This window comes from Pseudomonas sp. BBP2017 (assembly GCF_003024385.1).
Lineage (GTDB): Bacteria > Pseudomonadota > Gammaproteobacteria > Pseudomonadales > Pseudomonadaceae > Aquipseudomonas.
This window is the reverse complement of sequence record NZ_PVZN01000004.1, coordinates 205,443-223,232: the sequence shown is the minus strand read 5'-3', so window position 1 is coordinate 223,232 and position 17,790 is coordinate 205,443. Positions and strand designations below refer to the sequence as shown.

14 protein-coding genes and 1 pseudogene are annotated in these 17,790 nt (G+C 60.9%); 12 read left to right on the top strand and 3 right to left on the bottom strand.

Annotation, left to right across the window (positions count from 1 at the left end):
• Window positions 1-103: 103 nt before the first annotated feature.
• The 9 genes from C6382_RS08160 (at window position 104) to C6382_RS08120 (ending at window position 10,654) form a co-directional block, all read left to right on the top strand.
• A complete protein-coding gene (locus C6382_RS08160) occupies window positions 104-1,927 on the top strand; it encodes an extracellular solute-binding protein (RefSeq protein WP_256589055.1) in 1,824 nt (607 codons plus the stop codon).
• The gene (locus tag C6382_RS08155; RefSeq protein WP_107023999.1) at window positions 1,924-2,982 is read left to right on the top strand and encodes a microcin C ABC transporter permease YejB; all 1,059 of its coding nucleotides are present in this window, start codon (window positions 1,924-1,926) and stop codon (window positions 2,980-2,982) included. Before C6382_RS08160 ends, C6382_RS08155 begins: the two co-directional genes overlap by 4 nt.
• Window positions 2,982-4,004 carry an ABC transporter permease gene (locus C6382_RS08150; protein WP_107023998.1) on the top strand — a complete coding sequence of 341 codons (1,023 nt, stop codon included), beginning with the start codon at window positions 2,982-2,984 and terminating at the stop codon, window positions 4,002-4,004. The genes C6382_RS08155 and C6382_RS08150 overlap by 1 nt, the downstream gene beginning before the upstream one ends.
• 30 nt (window positions 4,005-4,034) lie before the next feature.
• Entirely contained in the window at window positions 4,035-5,426 is a 1,392-nt protein-coding gene (locus C6382_RS08145) for a sigma-54-dependent Fis family transcriptional regulator (protein ID WP_107023997.1), read from the top strand.
• Between the two features lie 222 nt (window positions 5,427-5,648).
• Complete coding sequence (locus C6382_RS08140) at window positions 5,649-7,040, top strand: GntP family permease (RefSeq protein ID WP_107023996.1); 1,392 nt, start codon at window positions 5,649-5,651, stop codon at window positions 7,038-7,040.
• Between the two features lie 10 nt (window positions 7,041-7,050).
• A complete protein-coding gene (gene hbdH, locus C6382_RS08135; RefSeq protein WP_107023995.1) occupies window positions 7,051-7,821 on the top strand; it encodes a 3-hydroxybutyrate dehydrogenase in 771 nt (256 codons plus the stop codon).
• 54 nt (window positions 7,822-7,875) lie between these two features.
• Entirely contained in the window at window positions 7,876-8,355 is a 480-nt protein-coding gene (gene eco, locus C6382_RS08130; protein ID WP_107023994.1) for a serine protease inhibitor ecotin, read from the top strand.
• 26 nt (window positions 8,356-8,381) lie between these two features.
• A complete protein-coding gene (locus C6382_RS08125) occupies window positions 8,382-10,343 on the top strand; it encodes an acetoacetate--CoA ligase (protein ID WP_107023993.1) in 1,962 nt (653 codons plus the stop codon).
• A 35-nt stretch (window positions 10,344-10,378) separates the two neighbouring features.
• Entirely contained in the window at window positions 10,379-10,654 is a 276-nt protein-coding gene (locus C6382_RS08120; RefSeq protein WP_107023992.1) for a peptidylprolyl isomerase, read from the top strand.
• Window positions 10,655-10,663: 9 nt separating this feature from the next.
• Here C6382_RS08120 and C6382_RS08115 read toward each other — a convergent pair whose 3' ends face one another.
• Together C6382_RS08115 and C6382_RS08110 are read right to left on the bottom strand one after the other, a co-directional pair.
• On the bottom strand, window positions 10,664-11,293 hold the full coding sequence (locus tag C6382_RS08115; RefSeq protein WP_107023991.1) for a LysE family translocator: 630 nt from the start codon (window positions 11,291-11,293) through the stop codon (window positions 10,664-10,666).
• A gap of 97 nt (window positions 11,294-11,390) precedes the next feature.
• Entirely contained in the window at window positions 11,391-12,086 is a 696-nt protein-coding gene (locus tag C6382_RS08110) for a metallophosphoesterase (RefSeq protein WP_107023990.1), read from the bottom strand.
• A 77-nt stretch (window positions 12,087-12,163) separates the two neighbouring features.
• Here C6382_RS08110 and C6382_RS08105 point away from each other — a divergent pair, with 77 nt between their 5' ends.
• Window positions 12,164-12,682 carry a DUF3016 domain-containing protein gene (locus tag C6382_RS08105; protein WP_107023989.1) on the top strand — a complete coding sequence of 173 codons (519 nt, stop codon included), beginning with the start codon at window positions 12,164-12,166 and terminating at the stop codon, window positions 12,680-12,682.
• Between the two features lie 170 nt (window positions 12,683-12,852).
• Here C6382_RS08105 and C6382_RS08100 read toward each other — a convergent pair whose 3' ends face one another.
• On the bottom strand, window positions 12,853-15,684 hold the full coding sequence (locus tag C6382_RS08100; RefSeq protein WP_107023988.1) for an amino acid adenylation domain-containing protein: 2,832 nt from the start codon (window positions 15,682-15,684) through the stop codon (window positions 12,853-12,855).
• A gap of 128 nt (window positions 15,685-15,812) precedes the next feature.
• Between C6382_RS08100 and C6382_RS24325 the strand changes: the two are divergent.
• Both C6382_RS24325 and C6382_RS08090 read left to right on the top strand, forming a co-directional pair.
• Window positions 15,813-16,048, top strand: a pseudogene (locus C6382_RS24325) (site-specific integrase); the annotation flags it as partial.
• Window positions 16,049-16,068: 20 nt separating this feature from the next.
• Entirely contained in the window at window positions 16,069-17,655 is a 1,587-nt protein-coding gene (locus tag C6382_RS08090) for an ABC-F family ATPase (protein WP_107023987.1), read from the top strand.
• Window positions 17,656-17,790: the final 135 nt, after the last annotated feature.

The window sequence follows — 17,790 nt, the reverse complement described above, 5'->3', positions numbered from 1 at the left end:
ACTGAACCGGTCCGCCAGGGCCGGTTCAGCACCTGCTAAGCTACAGCCACAATCGTGGGTACAGGTAGTCAGGCGCTTGCAAACCGGTCTTTCCCCCCTTCTTATCGCTTTTGGTCTGGCCCTGGCCTGGACCCATGCCGTATTGGCAGCCCCCGGTCACGCCCTCACGGTCTACGGCGAACCGCCACGCTATCCTGCCAATTTCCAACACTTCGAATACACCAACCCCGACGCCCCCAAAGGCGGTAGCCTGCGCCGCTCGGCTATCGAGATCGGCCAGTTCGACCATGTGTTGCCGTACATCGACAAGGGCATCGGCGTGGCCGAGGTCGATGGCTGGCTGTATGCGCCCCTGGCAGTACGCGCCCAGGATGAGCCCTACACGGTTTATGCGTTGGTCGCCCGCCAGATGGAGCGGGACCCCGGCGGACACTGGCTGCGTTTTTACCTTGAGCCCCACGCACAGTTTGCCGATGGCCAACCTATCCGCGCAGAAGATGTGCGCTACACCTTCGATTTACTGATGCGTGAGGGCAACCTCAAGTACCGCACTCTGTTTGCCGATGTCGAACGCGTCGAGATCGAGGGCCCGCGCCAGATCCGCTTTCACTTCAAGAGCAACCAGAACCGCACATTGCCTCTGGATCTGGCGACCCTGCCAGTGCTGCCCGAGCACTGGTGGAAAGACCGCGACTTTGCCAACGGCGGCGGTTTTGAAGCGCCACTGGGCAGCGGCCCGTACCGAATCGGCAAGATCGACAATGGCCGCAGTATCACCTTCGAGCGCGAGCCCAACTGGTGGGGGCGTGATCTACCGGTCAACCGTGGGCGCTATAACTTCGACCGTTTGAGCATTGAATACTTCGGCGACACCGAAGTGGCGCGCCAGGTACTCCGCGGCGGCGGCTTCGACTACAACCGCGAGTTCTCCGCCACCGGCTATTCGATCGGTTACAACAGCCCGGCCCTGGACGATGGCCGGCTGCAACGGGCGCACCTGGCCAAGGACGCGCCGCAGACCGCCCAGGGTTTCGTGTTCAACCTGCAGCGCCCGGTGTTCAAGGACCGTCGAGTGCGCCAGGCACTGGCCCTGCTGTGGGACTTCGAATGGAGCAACCGGCAGATGATGCGCACTATGTACATCCGCCAGCAGAGCTTTTTCGCCAACAGCGCATTGGCCGCCCGTGCCTTGCCGGATGCGCAGGAACTCAAGTTGCTCGAACCGTTGCGCGGGCAAGTGCCTGACGAGGTGTTCAGCCAGGTATTCGAAGCGCCGCGCACTGATGGCTCCGGCCTTATTCGCGACAAACAGCTACAGGCCCTGGCGCTGCTTCAGGCTGCAGGCTGGACCCCTAAAGACGATCAACTGGTCAATGAACAGGGCGAGCCGCTAAGGTTCACCTTCCTCAACGGCCAGGCCGGTTTCGAGCGTCTGCTGCTGCCGTGGAAGCGCAACCTGGCGCAAATCGGCATTACTCTGGAGATCCGGCGCATCGACGCCTCGCAGTACGTCAACCGGCTCATGGCCCGCGACTACGATCTGATCGTCACCGGCTACCCGGTGTCGCCGTCGCCGGGGCTTGAGTTGTACAACTTCTTTGGCTCGGCTGCGGCCAATGACCCGGGCTCGAACAACTACATGGTCTTGCAGGACCCAGCCGTGGACCGCTTGCTAGACGGCTTGGTCAAAGCTGAAACCAAAGCCGACATGCTCCGCCACGCGCATGCCCTGGACCGGGTGCTGAGCTGGAACTACTACTGGATTCCCAACTATTACCCACCGGGTTCATCGACGGTGTGGTGGAACCGCTTCGGCCTGCCCAAGGTGCAGCCGAGTAACGATGAAGGCCTGGACAGCTGGTGGGAAGTCAGCCCGACAGCGCTGACCAACGCGCAGATGGCAGAACGCCTCAAGGAGCAGCCATGACCGCGTACATCCTGCGTCGACTGTTGCTGATCGTGCCGACTTTACTGATCATCCTGCTGGTCAACTTCATCATCGTCCAGGCCGCACCGGGTGGGCCGGTGGAACAGGCCATCGCCCGTCTGCAAGGCATCGGTGGCGGTGCGCCGGGCGCCAGCGTCGAGACCCTGCACGCCAGCTCCCGTGCCAGCCGTGGCCTGGACCCTAAACTGATCGAAGAGATCAAACGCCAATACGGTTTCGACAAGTCGGCCCCCGAACGGCTGTGGCTGATGCTCACCCAGTATGCCCGCCTGGATTTCGGCAACAGTTTTTTTCGGGGTGCCAAAGTCACCGACCTGATCCTGGAGAAGATGCCGGTGACCTTATCGCTGGGCTTTTGGGCGACCTTGATCACCTACCTGGTGTCAATCCCGCTGGGCATCCGCAAGGCGATACGTCACGGCTCGGCGTTCGATGCCTGGAGCAGCAGCCTGATCGTGATTGGCTACGCCCTGCCCTCGTTTCTGTTTGCCTTGCTGCTGATCGTGCTGTTTGCCGGTGGCACTTCGTTGAACTGGTTCCCCGTACGCGGCCTGGTCTCAGAGAACTTTGACCAACTCAGCCTGCTGGGCAAACTGGCCGATTACTTCTGGCACCTGGTGCTGCCGGTCGGTGCGCTGGTCATCGGCGGTTTTGCCACCCTGACCTTGCTGACCAAAAACGCCTTTCTCAACGAGATCACCCGCCAGTACGTCATCACTGCCCGGGCCAAGGGTTTGAGCGAACGTCGGGTGCTGTACGGCCATGTGTTTCGCAACGCGATTCTGCTGGTGGTGGCAGGCATCCCGCAGGCGTTGATCAGTGTGTTCTTCGCCGGGTCCCTGCTGATCGAGGTGATCTTCTCCCTCGATGGCCTGGGCCGTATGAGCTACGAAGCGGCCGTCTCACGGGATTATCCGGTGGTGTTTGGCTCATTGTTCATTTTTACCCTGTTCGGCCTGCTGATCCGGCTGGTGGGCGACCTGTGCTACACCTTGGTCGATCCACGCATCGACTTTGCCACGAGGGCCCAGTGATGTTCAGCCTGTCGCCGATTTCACGCAGACGCCTGCAGCGCTTTCGGCGCAACCGCCGTGGCTGGGTCTCGCTGTGGCTGTTTGCCGTGCTGCTGGTGCTGAGCCTGGGCGCAGAGCTGGTGGCCAACGACAAGCCACTGGTGATGGGCTACCAGGGACAATTGTATTTCCCGGCGTTCAAGCGCTACACCGAACAGACCTTTGGCGGCCAGCTGCCATTCCAGCCGGACTACCGCAGCCAGTATGTGCAACAACTGATCAGCGACCAGGGCGGCTGGATGCTGTTCGCGCCGGTGCCATTCAGCGCCGACACACCCAACTACGACCTGCAGCAACCCACGCCCAGTCCGCCGTCGGCGGTGAACTGGCTGGGCACCGATGACCAGGCCCGCGACGTGCTGGCCCGGGTGTTGTACGGCACGCGGGTGTCGATCCTGTTTGCCCTGACCCTGACCTTGATCAGTACCGTGATCGGTATCGCTGCCGGCGCCTTGCAGGGCTACCACGGTGGTTGGGTGGACCTGATCGGGCAACGCTTGCTGGAGGTCTGGTCCGGCCTGCCGGTGCTCTACCTGCTGATCATCCTCAGCGGTTTTGTCGAGCCGAATTTCTGGTGGTTGCTGGGGATCATGGCACTGTTTTCCTGGCTGGCACTGGTGGATGTGGTGCGCGCCGAGTTCCTGCGCGGGCGTAACCTCGAATACGTGCAAGCCGCACGGGCCCTGGGCCTTCAGGACAGTGGCGTGATCCTGCGGCACATTCTGCCCAACGCCATGAATGCCACCTTCACCTACCTGCCGTTTATTCTCACCGGCGCCATCACCACCCTGACCGCGCTGGATTTTCTCGGCTTCGGCATGCCGGCCGGCAGCGCTTCGCTGGGCGAGTTGGTCAATCAGGGCAAGCAGAATCTGCAGGCACCCTGGCTGGGCTTTACCGCGTTCTTTGCCCTGGCCTTGATCCTCTCGCTGCTGGTGTTTATTGGCGACGCCTTGCGCGAAGCCTTCGATCCACGGGCATAATCGCAGCCTTTGATATTCAGGGAGCGGCCCATGCCTGCCAGTGACAGTCTCAAGGATTATCAGCAGGTACGCCAACTGGCGATCCGTTCGCTGTTCGAAATCATCGAGCAGTCCAGCGAAGGCACCCTCATCGTCGACCGCGACGCCCGCATTGTCTGGATGAACGAGCGCTATGCCCGGCGCTTTGGCCTTGAAGATGCCACCAGCGTCATTGGCCAGCCCTGCGAAAACGTGATTCCCGGTAGCCTGATGCGCGAGGTTGCCAGCAGCGGTCGCCCAATTCTGCTGGACATGCTCGACACATCCAAAGAACCGCTGGTGGTCATGCGTCTACCGGTGTACGACGGTGACGGCGCATTGATCGGCGCCATCGGTTTTGCCCTGTTCGATGAACTGCGCAGCCTGTCGCCGCTGCTCAAGCGCTACGCCAGCATGCAGCAAGAGCTGGCTTCGACCCGTTCGCTGCTACGTGCCCGCCAGGCCAAATACAGCTTTGCCCAGTTCATCGGCACCAGCGCCGCCAGCCTTGAAGTCAAACGCCGGGCCCGGCGTGGTGCCAGCAGCGATTCGGCAGTATTGCTGCTAGGCGAAACCGGCACCGGCAAAGAGCTGCTGGCCCATGCAATTCATGCTGCCTCGTCACGGGCACACAAGGCATTTGTCAGCATCAACAGTGCCGCCATTCCGGAAACATTGCTGGAAGCCGAGTTCTTTGGCACCGCACCGGGTGCTTATACCGGCGCCGATCGCAAAGGCCGCCCGGGCAAGCTGCAACTGGCTGAGGGTGGCACCCTGTTTCTCGACGAAATCGGCGACATGCCGCTGCCCTTGCAGAGCAAATTGCTGCGCGTGCTACAGGAAAAAGAATACGAGCCGGTGGGCTCCAACCAGATGATGCACAGCGACGTGCGAATCATTGCCGCAACCTCCACTGACCTCACTGCCGCCATGGCGCGCGGCGAGTTTCGCGCCGACTTGTACTACCGGCTCAACGTACTGCCAATCCAGGTGCCGCCACTGCGTGAGCGCCTGGATGACCTGCCAGCCCTGAGCGAGGCGATTCTCGAAGAGTTGGCCAGCCAGCACGAGCTGGATGACGAAGCCCAGGCGTTGCTGGCTCGGCATGCCTGGCCGGGCAATATTCGGGAGCTGCGCAATGTGCTGGAGCGCGCGACCCTGCTTGCTGACCAGCCGCGTTTGGGTGCTCGCGACTTGCAGGCGGCGCTGGGCGATCTGGCGCCATTGGACGTGGTTGCGGCGCCGATGAGCTATAAACAGGCCTGTGCCGAGTTCGAGCGAAAATTGTTGGCTGATACCCTCGCCCGTTGTGCCGGGAACGTACCGGAAGCTGCGCGGCAACTGGGGTTGGGGCGGTCTACCTTGTACAAGAAGTTGGTAGCGCTCGGACTCACATCTCAGTAACGAGACTCGCGTCTCTTTACTGAGACCATTATCACGGGGCAAGCCCGCTCCCACAGAGCCCGGTAGGAGCGGGCTTGCCCTGCGAAAGCTTGTCTCGAATTAGAGACTAACAGCCTCAGAAAACAAATAATATCCATACATTTCAATAAGTTATATTTTTGGCACGATTCCCGCTATCTCCTGCAACCCAACAAAAACAAGATGCACCCAAGGAGACACTCGATGAGTGTGATCATCGCCCTGGCAGCCCTTGCGCTGCTGATGCTGGCTGCCTACCGTGGTTATAGCGTTATCCTCTTCGCCCCCATCGCCGCCCTCGGTGCGGTGCTGCTGACCGACCCTTCTGCCGTCGCCCCGGCTTTCACCGGTGTGTTCATGGAAAAGATGGTCGGCTTTATCAAGCTGTACTTTCCGGTGTTCCTGCTCGGTGCCGTGTTCGGCAAGCTGATTGAGCTTTCCGGCTTCTCCCGCTCGATCGTCGCCGCCGCCATCCGCCTGCTCGGCAGCCGCCAGGCCATGCTGGTGATCGTGCTGGTCTGTGCATTGCTGACCTACGGCGGCGTATCGCTGTTCGTGGTGGTGTTTGCGGTCTATCCGTTCGCCGCCGAGATGTTCCGTCAAAGCAACATCCCCAAGCGCCTGATCCCGGCGACCATCGCCCTGGGCGCGTTCTCCTTCACCATGGATGCCCTGCCCGGCACCCCGCAGATCCAGAACATCATCCCCAGCACCTTCTTTAACACCACCGCCTGGGCGGCGCCCTGGCTGGGTTTGATCGGCACCTTGTTCGTGTTCTGCACCGGCATGCTCTACCTGCAACGCCAGCGCAACAAGGCCCTGCGTGCCGGCGAAGGTTACGGAGCCGACCTGCGCAACGAGCCGGAAACCGCCGCCGACCTGAAACTGCCTAACCCGTTGCTGGCGCTCTCGCCACTGCTGCTGGTGGGGGTGATGAACCTGCTGTTCACCCACTGGATTCCCGCCTGGTACGGCAAGAGCCACAACCTTAGCCTGCCGGGCATGAGCGCGCCAGTGCAGACCGACATCGCCAAGCTTACTGCCATCTGGGCAGTCGAGGCGGCGCTGCTGCTGGGCATTTTGCTGGTGCTGGTGGCCGGTTTTGGCGCGATCAGGCATCGCTTGGCCGAAGGCAGTAAAAGCGCGGTCAGCGGTGCCTTGCTGGCAGCAATGAACACCGCCTCGGAATACGGCTTCGGTGCGGTGATCGCCTCGTTGCCAGGCTTTCTGGTGCTGGCCGATGCCTTGCGCGCGATCCCCAACCCGCTGGTCAATGAAGCGATTACCGTGACCTTGCTGGCCGGCATCACCGGTTCCGCCTCCGGCGGCATGAGTATCGCCCTGGCGGCGATGTCCGACAGTTTCATCGCCGCCGCCAACGCCGCGCACATTCCTCTTGAAGTGCTACACCGCGTAGCAGCCATGGCCAGTGGCGGCATGGATACCCTGCCGCACAACGGCGCAGTCATCACCCTGCTGGCCGTCACCGGGCTGACCCACCGCGAGGCCTACAAAGACATTTTCGGCATTACCCTGATCAAGACCCTGGCAGTGTTCGTGGTTATCGCCACCTTCTACGCTACGGGTATCGTCTAAGGAGCAACCTATGCAACTCAACGGCAAAACAGCAGTGGTTACCGGCTCCACCAGCGGCATCGGCCTGGGGATTGCCCAGGTCCTGGCCCGGGCCGGCGCCAACCTTGTCCTCAACGGCTTCGGCGACGCCAGTGCGGCCATCGCCGAGGTCGCTCGCCATGGCACCCGGGTCGGGCATCACCCCGCCGATCTTGGCGATGTGCGGCAGATCGAAGACCTGTTCGCCTACGCCGAACGTGAATTTGGCGGTGTCGATATCCTCGTCAATAACGCCGGTATCCAGCATGTCGCCGCCGTCGAAGACTTTCCGGTGGAGCGCTGGGACTCGATCATCGCCATCAACCTGTCTGCGGTATTCCACGGCACCCGTCTGGTGCTGCCGGGCATGCGCCAACGTCACTGGGGACGGATCATCAACATTGCCTCGGTGCATGGTCAGGTCGGCTCCACTGGCAAGGCGGCCTACGTTGCCGCCAAGCACGGCGTTGTCGGGCTAACCAAGGTAGTGGGCCTGGAAACCGCCACCAGCAACATCACCTGCAACGCCATCTGCCCGGGCTGGGTGCTGACCCCGCTGGTGCAAAAGCAGATCGACGATCGCGCCGCCAGCGGCATCGATGCGCAACAAGCGCAGCACGATCTGCTGGCCGAGAAGCAACCGTCATTGGCCTTTGTTACTCCCGAACATCTGGGTGAGCTGGTATTGTTCCTCTGTAGCGAGGCTGGTAGTCAGGTTCGTGGTGCCGCCTGGAATATCGACGGCGGCTGGCTGGCTCAATGACGGGCAGCCCGGGATCTGGCTGCGGCATCGTCTTTTTACCTGCAAGGAGGCCTTATGCGCCCAATCCCGTTCACTGCGCTGCTTACCCTGACCCTGGCTGCCGGTACATCCATACAGGCCGCCAGCCTCAAGGACGTCGCGCCCTATCCAGAGGCCGAAAAGGGCTTTACCCGCCAGGTCATTCACCTGCCGCAGCAAGCCGATGAGTCGGCGTTCAAACTGGAAGTTCTGGCCGGCAAGCAGCTGCAGGTCGACTGCAACCGCCAGCGCCTGGGTGGCAGTCTCGAGGAGAAAAACCTCGAAGGCTGGGGCTACAGCTACTACCGTCTGGAAAAGGTCATGGGCCCGGCCTCGACATTGATGGCCTGCCCGGACAACACCAAGAAAGAAGCCTTCGTGCCGGTAGTCGGCGACGGCTTCCTGCTGCGTTACAACAGCAAGCTGCCAGTGGTGGTCTACGTGCCGGAAGGCGTTGAAGTGCGCTACCGCATCTGGTCGGCCTCTAACGACGTGAAGAAAGCTACAGTGGAATAAGGGGTTCCACACAAGGGGAACGCGGCATGAACGAAGTGCTCTGGCGCCCGAGCGAGGCGCGCATTCAGGCCAGTCGCATGGATGCCTTTCGCCGTGAGGTCAACCGCAAGTACGCTCTGGCACTGACCGATTACGAGCAATTGCATCGCTGGAGTATCGACCAGCGTGCCGCGTTCTGGCAGACCCTTGCCGAGTTTTTCCAGGTACGCTGGCACCAACCCGCTACCCGGGTCCTCGACGAAGGACCACAGATGCCCGATGCGCGCTGGTTCACCGGTGCCACGCTGAACTTCGCCGAACACCTGCTGCGTCGTCACGATGCACATCCGGCCTTGGTCGCGGTGGGTGAAGATGGCGCACGGCGAATCATCACTCATGCTGAGCTGTCCTTACAGGTCGCAGGCCTGCAGCGCAGCTTCCAGGCGGCAGGCATTGGCGTCGGCGATCGCGTGGCGGCCTGTATGCCCAACACCTGGCAAACCCTGGTGGCCATGCTCGCCTGCACCAGCCTGGGCGCCATCTGGTCCTGTTCCTCACCGGAGTTCGGCACCCACGGCATCATTGACCGCTTCGGCCAGATCGAGCCCAAGTTGCTGATAGTCTGTGGCGGTTATCAATACGCCGGTAAAAACATCGACCAAGTCGATAAAATCAACGAGGTGCTGGCACAGTTGCCCAGTCTTGAGCACTTGCTGGTAGTGCCGTACAGCCGTGCCGGTACTCGCACCGAGGAATTCCACAGCACTGCCCGCATCAGCCTGTGGGACGATTTCTATCAAGCCGGTGGCGAACCGCAGTTCACCCCACTGCCCTTCGACCACCCGCTGTACATTCTTTATTCCAGCGGCACCACCGGTGTGCCCAAGTGCATTGTGCACAGTGCCGGCGGTGTGTTGCTGCAGCACATGAAGGAACACGGCCTGCACAACGACCTGGGCACGGATGACGTGCTCTTCTACTACACCACCTGCGGCTGGATGATGTGGAACTGGCTGGTCAGCGGCCTGGCGTTGGGCACCACGCTGGTGCTCTATGATGGTTCGCCCTTGTATCCCGGCCCCGAGCGCTTGCTCGACCTGATCGACAGCGAACGGATCAGCGCCTTTGGCACCAGCGCCAAGTACCTGGCGGCGCTGGAACATGCGCATATCCAGCCACGCCTGAGCCATCGCCTGGATTCACTCAAGCTGTTGCTGTCTACCGGCTCGCCGCTGTCGCCGGAAAGCTATGACTATGTGTACCGCGAGTTCAAGGCCGACCTATGCCTGGCCTCGATGTCTGGCGGTACTGACATCTGTTCCTGCTTTGTCATCGGCAACCCGCTGCTACCGGTCCGGCGCGGGCAGATGCAGTGCAAGAGCCTGGGCATGGCCGTAGAGGTCTGGGACGATGACGGTCATGCCCTGGTTGGCGAAAAAGGCGAACTGGTCTGCACCCGGCATTTCCCGGCGTTGCCCCTGGGATTCTGGAACGACCCGCAGGCCAAGCGCTTCCATGCCGCCTATTTCAGCCAGTTCCCGGGTATCTGGGCCCAGGGCGACTATGCCGAACAGACGCCTGAAGGCGGCATGATCATTCACGGCCGCTCGGACGCAGTGCTCAATCCCGGCGGCGTGCGCATCGGCACTGCGGAGATCTACCGCCAGGTCGAGAAGATCGAAGAGGTGCTGGAGAGCGTTGCCATTGGCCAACGCTGGCAGAACGATGTGCGCGTGGTGCTGTTTGTCCGTCTGCGCGAGGGCCTGCAACTGGACGAGGCATTAAAAGCACGGATTCGCCAGGTGATCCGCATCAACACCACCCCGCGTCATGTACCGGCGGTGATCGCTGCGGTCAGCGATATCCCGCGCACCATCAGCGGCAAGATCGTCGAGTTGGCGATTCGCAACATGGTGCATGGGGAGCCGGTGAAAAACACCGACGCGCTGGCCAACCCCGAAGCCCTCGAACAATTTCGTGACCGCCCGGAGCTGCGCGATCAGGCATAATGCGCGGTTTTAGCGCTTTGCGAAGGTACCTCGAGATGAAAGCACAGGCCCGGCATATTCTGGTCAAGACCGCCGAAGAAGCCGAACAGCTCAAGCAACGGATCGCCAAAGGCGAGGCGTTCGATGTGCTGGCCAAAAAGTACTCGACCTGCCCGTCGGGCAAGCGCGGTGGTGACCTGGGCGAAGTGCGCCCGGGGCAGTTGGTCGGCGCCATCGACCAGGTGATTTTCAAGAAACCGCTGCGGGTGGTGCACGGCCCGATCAAGAGTAAATTCGGTTATCACCTGGTCCAGGTGTTTTACCGCGACTAAAGGCTGTCGCTACGTTGCCCGGCGCGCGGCCAAGAGGCCGAGCCCGGCGCAACCCAGCAGCGTTGCACTGACCCGGTTGAACAAGCGCCGTGGCCCCGGCTGGTTGAACCAGCGCTGCAAATAGGCGCCAAGCCAGGCATAGATAGCAATCGCCAGCCACTCCAGGACCAGGAACAAACCGCCCAGCCAGGCAAACTGCTCGGACACCGGCATAGGGCTTGCGACCTGGACGAACTGCGGCAGGAACGCAGTGAAGATCAATATCGCCTTGGGATTGCCTGCGGCGACCAGAAATTCCTGGCGCGCTAGACGCAAAGTACCGGTCTGGCGCTCGGCACTGACGCTCGCAGCAGCCACTGGCGCTCGCCACAATTGCCAGGCGATGTAGAACAGATAGGCGGCGCCGAGCAGCTTGATGGTCAGGAACAGGTACTCGCTGGTATGCAGCACCACCGCAAGCCCCATGGCCGCCAGCATGATCATCCCGGCAAACGCCAGCAGGCGCCCGACTCCAGCCACACAGGCAATGCGCAGGCCGTAGCGGCTGGCATTGTTCAGTGACAACAGGTTGTTCGGACCCGGCGCCATGTTCAACGCGAAACAGGCAGGAACGAACAGTGCGAGTAATGACAGGTCCATCGGGGCTCTCCAGCAGCTTGAGCCGGCAGATTCGGTTCAGAAGCACTCAAGCGTCAAGGTACAGTTGGGCAAAAAATCGCATTGGCTGTGACAGTGATCATTCACCTGCTGTGGCGTTGGCCAGGCTAAGGTTGTCCAGCGCCAACAGGCTGAAATGACCACGAGACCAGCCACCGGTATCGATATGCCAGATATTGCCCAGCACCCGTACTTCGTGCAGAGGGGTATGGCCAACGATCAACGCCCGTAGGCCAGCGATTGGCCGGTCGTCGTCCACCTGCAGCCGATGTCGCGACCACTGGCAATAGTCCTGAAGCGCTTGCGGCACCTGGGCCTGCAGTTGCTCGCACAACTGCAACCAACTGGCACACGGACAATCGGCATGCACCAGGCCAACCGGGCCACCCGGCGTGGCGATTTCCAGCGCCAAAGGCATGCGCGCAAAACGCTCGGCAAACCGTGCCTGCTCGCTGGCGGGCAGGTCAAGAAACCAGCCACCGCCCGCCGCCCGGTACTGGCTGTAATCCAGCCAGCCACCGCTCACATGCGTTACCGCCAGTGCCTCGTGGTTGCCTTGCACCGCATGAAACCAAGGCTGTTCCAGCCACTGCAGCGCCTGCGGGCACTCCGGGCCACGGTCCACCAGATCACCGACGCTGAACAAGCGATCCACGGCGGGATCGAAACCGATGGCCGCCATCTGTGCCAGCAGGCGCTGGAAATGACCATGAATATCACCCACGGCGTAATCCCGTCCCTGCTTGTTGATGGCAAACCGCTCGACCCTACTCACGCTGTTCTCTCCTAACCCGCCAACCTTGGCAGGCGTACAATAAAAGCACTGCAGACACCTGCACCTGGAGGTGAATCATGCGCACTGCCCTGACCTTTGTCGCCCTGAGCCTGATGGCATCAGGCAGCCTGGCTCAAACGCCACCGGCCGCCTCGGTCGAGGTCAGCTACGACAATCCCGAACACTTTCGTGATGCCAGCCTGGACGCCAATGGCTATGAACGCGGTGCCGACGAGCATGTCATGAAAGAGCTGCGCAGTTATCTGCAGGCACTGGGCAAGCGCTATCTGCCACCCGGCCAGACCCTGCGCATCGACATCCGTGACATCGACCTGGCCGGGCGCTACGAACCCTGGCACGCCCAGGCCTACACGATACGCTTCATGCGCGACATCACCTGGCCCAGTATCGACCTGCACTACGTGCTCTCGCAACAAGGCCAGCCGCTAAACCAAGCCGATGCTCACCTGACGGACAAGTTCTACCTGCAGCGTCCAGGCCGTAGCGCCACCAGCGACCGGCTGTATGCGGAAAAAGCCATGCTCGAAGAATGGTTCCGCAAACAGTTTGCCATCCAGCACCAGAGCTCCTCCTGAACTGATCGGCACGCTTGGCAGTCCGAACCTGTGTGAACTGTGCCGCGAAGGCTAGAAGCCAAAGCAATTTCACAACGACATCACGCTGATCGATTCGGATGGTTGTAAGTCATAAAAGATCACAGGCACAGGCACGTGTTCACACCATCGAGCAGGAGAACGCTCCGCCGTTACGCAACACGCTCGAGCGCATCCACCGCGCCTTTCTTGCGCCCCCTGTTCCAGCGCATCACAACGATCCGAACCACCTTGTTCCAGCCATAAGCCACCGCGACGCCACCGACGATGGCGAGTACCACGGCAAGCGCAGGCTGATCGCTGATGCGCCGGGCCACGGACTGAAACTGGAAATGCGTCAAATAGATGTACAGGGTTGACGAGGCGATCACTGCACCTGCCCGCGCGATAGTGCCAGGCACAGGAACAGACCTGAGCCAGATCAGCGCGAGGACCGCTGGCAGGGCGATATCAATGTGTTTTCTCGTCGTAAATTCGTGCCAGCCCAATTCGGCGACAGTCATGAGCTCCAGCCCGCCGACAATCAGAATAGCCATCGCACTGGCGCCCCACTTCTGCGCCGTGGTGTCGGCATAGTGAACGGCCATGCCGAGCACCATAACCGCCAGGTAGTGCTGTGGCACCCGGTTGTACAACGGCGCGGCGTCGAATACGAACAGCTTGAGCAGCGCATCCGCCGCCAGCAGTGCGCATGCGGCCACGAGCAGACAACGAAACGGATCGACGCTGATTATTGCGCGCACACGCCTGAACGACAGGACCAGCCCGATGATCAGGATCATCTGCACCAGCACTTCGATGTACCAATAGTGAAAAATGCCGACACGATCCGTCGCAAACCAGTTGGAAATCAGCAGCAGCGATTGCCAGCGAAGCTTGTCGAACAGTACCTGAATCAGCACGGTGTAGAGAATGGTCGGCACTGCGATGCTGGCGACGGACTTGAGCAGCATACGGGCGTCACCGCGTTCATCGATGGCCCTGAACTGAAAGCGCGCCAGGCTGATGCCGGAGATCAGGAACAACACCGTCGTCTCACCACTGATCGGCCAATTGGAAAACACATTCAAATGCCCGATAACAATCAGGATGATCGAGGTAACCCGCAGGAACACCGGAACTTCCATGGCCCGCAGTGACCACTTCGAAGGCCTGGGCTGGTTGGCCAGTTCCGCCAGTTGCCGGACCGGAGTCATTTCCCAGCGATCCGGCAAATGGCCGATCAGCGCTTCCAGCACCATTGAGGCCTGGACAAAGGACAGAGAGTCGCCCCCCAGTTCGACGAAGCTAAGGTTGGCATCGACATCTGGCACCTGGAGTATCTGCGCCCAGGCCTCGCTCAGCTTCAGCGTCAGCGGTGACAGATCCTGGCGGGCACTGGCGACGGTTGCAGCCGTGCTGTCGAACGGCGCAGGCAACGCCCGCTTGTCGATCTTGCCGTTGGGCGTCAGCGGTATGGCCTTGATGAAAACGAATATCGCCGGCACCATATAGTCCGGCAGTTGGCCTGCGAGGGCCTCACGTAGTTGAGGCGTCGACACGGGCTGCTCTGTCACGCAGTAGGCGACCAGCCTCACCATCGTGCTGTCATGGTTGGCCAGCACAACGCATTGCTTGATCTGCGGATGGCGGACAATGGCGCTTTCGATTTCAGCCAGTTCAATTCGATGGCCACGAATCTTCACCTGACTGTCAGCGCGACCCAGAAAACTGACACTGCCATCGGCAAGGTAGGTGCCAAGGTCGCCAGTCCGGTAACAGATATCGGTCGCGGCACCGGTAAACGGGTTGACCACGAATTTTTCCCCGGTCAGCGCTGCATCCCCCCAGTAGCCCAGTGACAGATAGGGACTGCGGATCAGGATTTCCCCTACTTCGCCTTCGCTGACCAGCTGATTGGCGTCATTCACGATCAGCAATTGCGCGCCGTCAATGCCTTTGCCCAGCGGGATTCTGGCGTTGTCGGCTTGTTCATCAACCTGATGAAACGCCATGGCCTGCGGGGTTTCCGTCGTGCCGTAGAAGTTCACACTGACGGCATCGGGAGCAATCGCGCACATCTGTTCGTACAGCGTAGGGCTGAGCGCATCGCCGCCCCAGAACAGATAGCGCAGGTGATTAAATGCCTGTGCGTTGATCCGCGCACCGGTTTCAATCAATTTGCCCAGCGGCGGCGTGAGGTGGATGACCGAGACCGCATGGCGCTGTATCCACGCCGCCAGGGCTGAAGGGTTGGTCAGGGTCGTCTGGGCCGGACAGATGATCTTCGCGCCAATCGACAGCGGCGTGAACACATCCCGGTACACCGGGTCATGCCCCAGCCCCGAAAGCAGGGAAAAACAGTCGTCGCGGGTAAAACCATGACGACTGACATGCCATTCGATGAAATGCACCAGTGGCGCGTGATGGGTCACAATCCCCTTGGGTTCGCCGGTGCTGCCCGAGGTGAAAGTGATATAGGCCGGGTGGCTGGGGTTGACTTCGGGCAGCACCGTTTGCTCACAGGCGAATTGCTGCAGCGCTTCGCCGGGCGCTTCGGCCACCCTGACCATCTGCGGCAGCCCATGGCCAGCACCTGGCGCCGGGTGTGCGAAGTTGAGCTCGGTCTTGGCGTCCCCACACAGCAGTACAAAGGCAGGCTCAAGCGTGGCGATGATCTGGCCGACACGGGCAGGCGGATAGGCGACGTCGGCAATGGTGAAGGTCAATCCAGCGCGCAACACGCCGAGCATGGCATATACAAGGCCCGCACAACGGCTTGAGACAATCACCACCCGCTCGGATCGGCTGGCGCCGCTGGCGATCAGCAATGCAGCGATACCCTGGCTGATCTGTTCAAGCTGGCGATAGCTGCAGGTAACGTCTTGAGCAATGATCGCCGTTGCGTCAGGCGAGCGCTTTGCCTGTTGCAGAAAGTCGCGGAAGATCGGGCGCTCGGCACGATACTCCAGGTTCAGCGTCGGGATTGGGCGCAGATCCGGCATGTTTTTGTTCGCTCCGCATGGTCGGTACGTGGCTAACATCGAAACCCGGTAGTCCAGCACGGTGATTGCCGCCGGATGATAGGTGAACGCTAGTGCACGCAGGCCGTGGGCGCCAATGCTGACGTGCGGTATTGAAAGAACTGGGGATTCCTTACCACCCGCCGTACAACTGTCGTCACACCTATGCGACAATATGCGCAATGTCTGGCCTCAACCCCGCATTTATCTCCCAACAGCTCGGCCACAGCGTGCAAATGCTGCTGTCGGCGTATGCGCGTTGGATTAACTCAAGCTCCGAGCGGAGCGAGCTGGAAAGCAGCAAATTGGTATCAAATCGGTATCAGCCGCAATGCCAGCGACGTAAGCTATTGATAGGTAAGCCCTTTGATCTCCACCGCTAATATCACCATGCAGTTCGGCGCCAAGCCATTGTTCGAGAACGTCTCGGTCAAGTTCAACAACGGCAACCGCTACGGCCTGATCGGCGCCAACGGCTGCGGCAAGTCGACCTTCATGAAAATCCTCGGCGACGACCTGGAGCCTTCGGCCGGCCAGGTCATGCTCGAACCGAACGTGCGCCTGGGTAAACTGCGTCAGGACCAGTTCGCCTACGAACAATTCACCGTGATCGACACCGTGATCATGGGCCACGAGGAGCTGTGGCGAGTCAAGGCCGAGCGCGACCGTATCTACTCGCTGCCGGAAATGACCGAAGAAGACGGCATGGCCGTTGCCGAACTGGAAACCGAGTTTGCCGAGATGGACGGCTATACCGCCGAATCCCGTGCCGGTGAGCTGCTGCTGGGCCTGGGTATTCCGCTGGAACAGCATTTCGGCCCGATGACCGAAGTAGCTCCGGGCTGGAAGCTGCGTGTGCTGCTGGCCCAGGCGCTGTTCTCCGATCCTGAAGTGCTGCTGCTCGACGAACCGACCAACCACCTGGACATCAACACCATCCGCTGGTTGGAAAGCATTCTCACGGCGCGTAACAGCACCATGATCATCATTTCCCACGACCGTCACTTCCTCAACAGCGTGTGCACCCACATGGCTGACCTGGACTACGGCGAGCTGCGTCTGTTCCCGGGCAACTACGACGAATACATGACCGCCGCGACCCAATCGCGCGAGCAACTGCTGTCGGACAACGCCAAGAAGAAAGCCCAGATCGCCGAACTGCAGACCTTCGTCAGCCGCTTCTCGGCCAACGCCTCGAAAGCCAAGCAAGCCACCTCTCGGGCCAAGCAGATCGATAAGATCCAGCTGGCCGAAGTCAAGCCGTCGAGCCGGGTCAGCCCGTTCATCCGTTTCGAACAGACCAAGAAGCTGCACCGTCAGGCCGTGACCATCGAGAAGCTGTCCAAAGGTTTCGAAGGCAAGACCCTGTTCCAGAACTTCAGTTTTACCGTCGAAGCCGGCGAGCGCGTGGCAATCATCGGTCCTAACGGCATCGGTAAAACCACCCTGCTGCGCACCCTGGTCGGTGAGCTGAGCCCGGACGCCGGCGCGGTCAAATGGACCGAAAGCGCCGAGCTCGGCTACTACGCTCAGGACCACGCCCACGACTTCGAAGAAGACGTCAGCCTGTTCGACTGGATGGGCCAGTGGACCCAGGGCGAGCAGATGATCCGTGGCACCCTGGGGCGCATGCTGTTCTCCAACGACGAGATCCTCAAGTCGGTGAAGGTGATTTCCGGTGGTGAGCAAGGCCGTATGCTGTTCGGCAAGCTGATCCTGCAAAAGCCTAACGTGCTGATCATGGACGAACCGACCAACCACTTGGACATGGAATCGATCGAGGCGCTGAACCTGGCGCTGGAGAACTACCCGGGTACGCTGGTCTTCGTCAGCCACGACCGTGAGTTCGTATCTTCGCTGGCCACGCGCATCATCGAGCTGAGCCCGAGCGGTGTTGTTGACTTCAGCGGCACCTACGATGACTACCTGCGCAGTCAGGGTGTAGTGGTTTAAAGCTATCGCGGGGCAAGCCCGCTCCCACAGGGATGGTGACTACTCCTGTGGGAGCGGGCTTGCCCCGCGATGCTTGGAAAATCCGTTAGCCTGCTTCCTTTTATCCTCGCCGCCAGCGATCATGGGCCCCTCTCC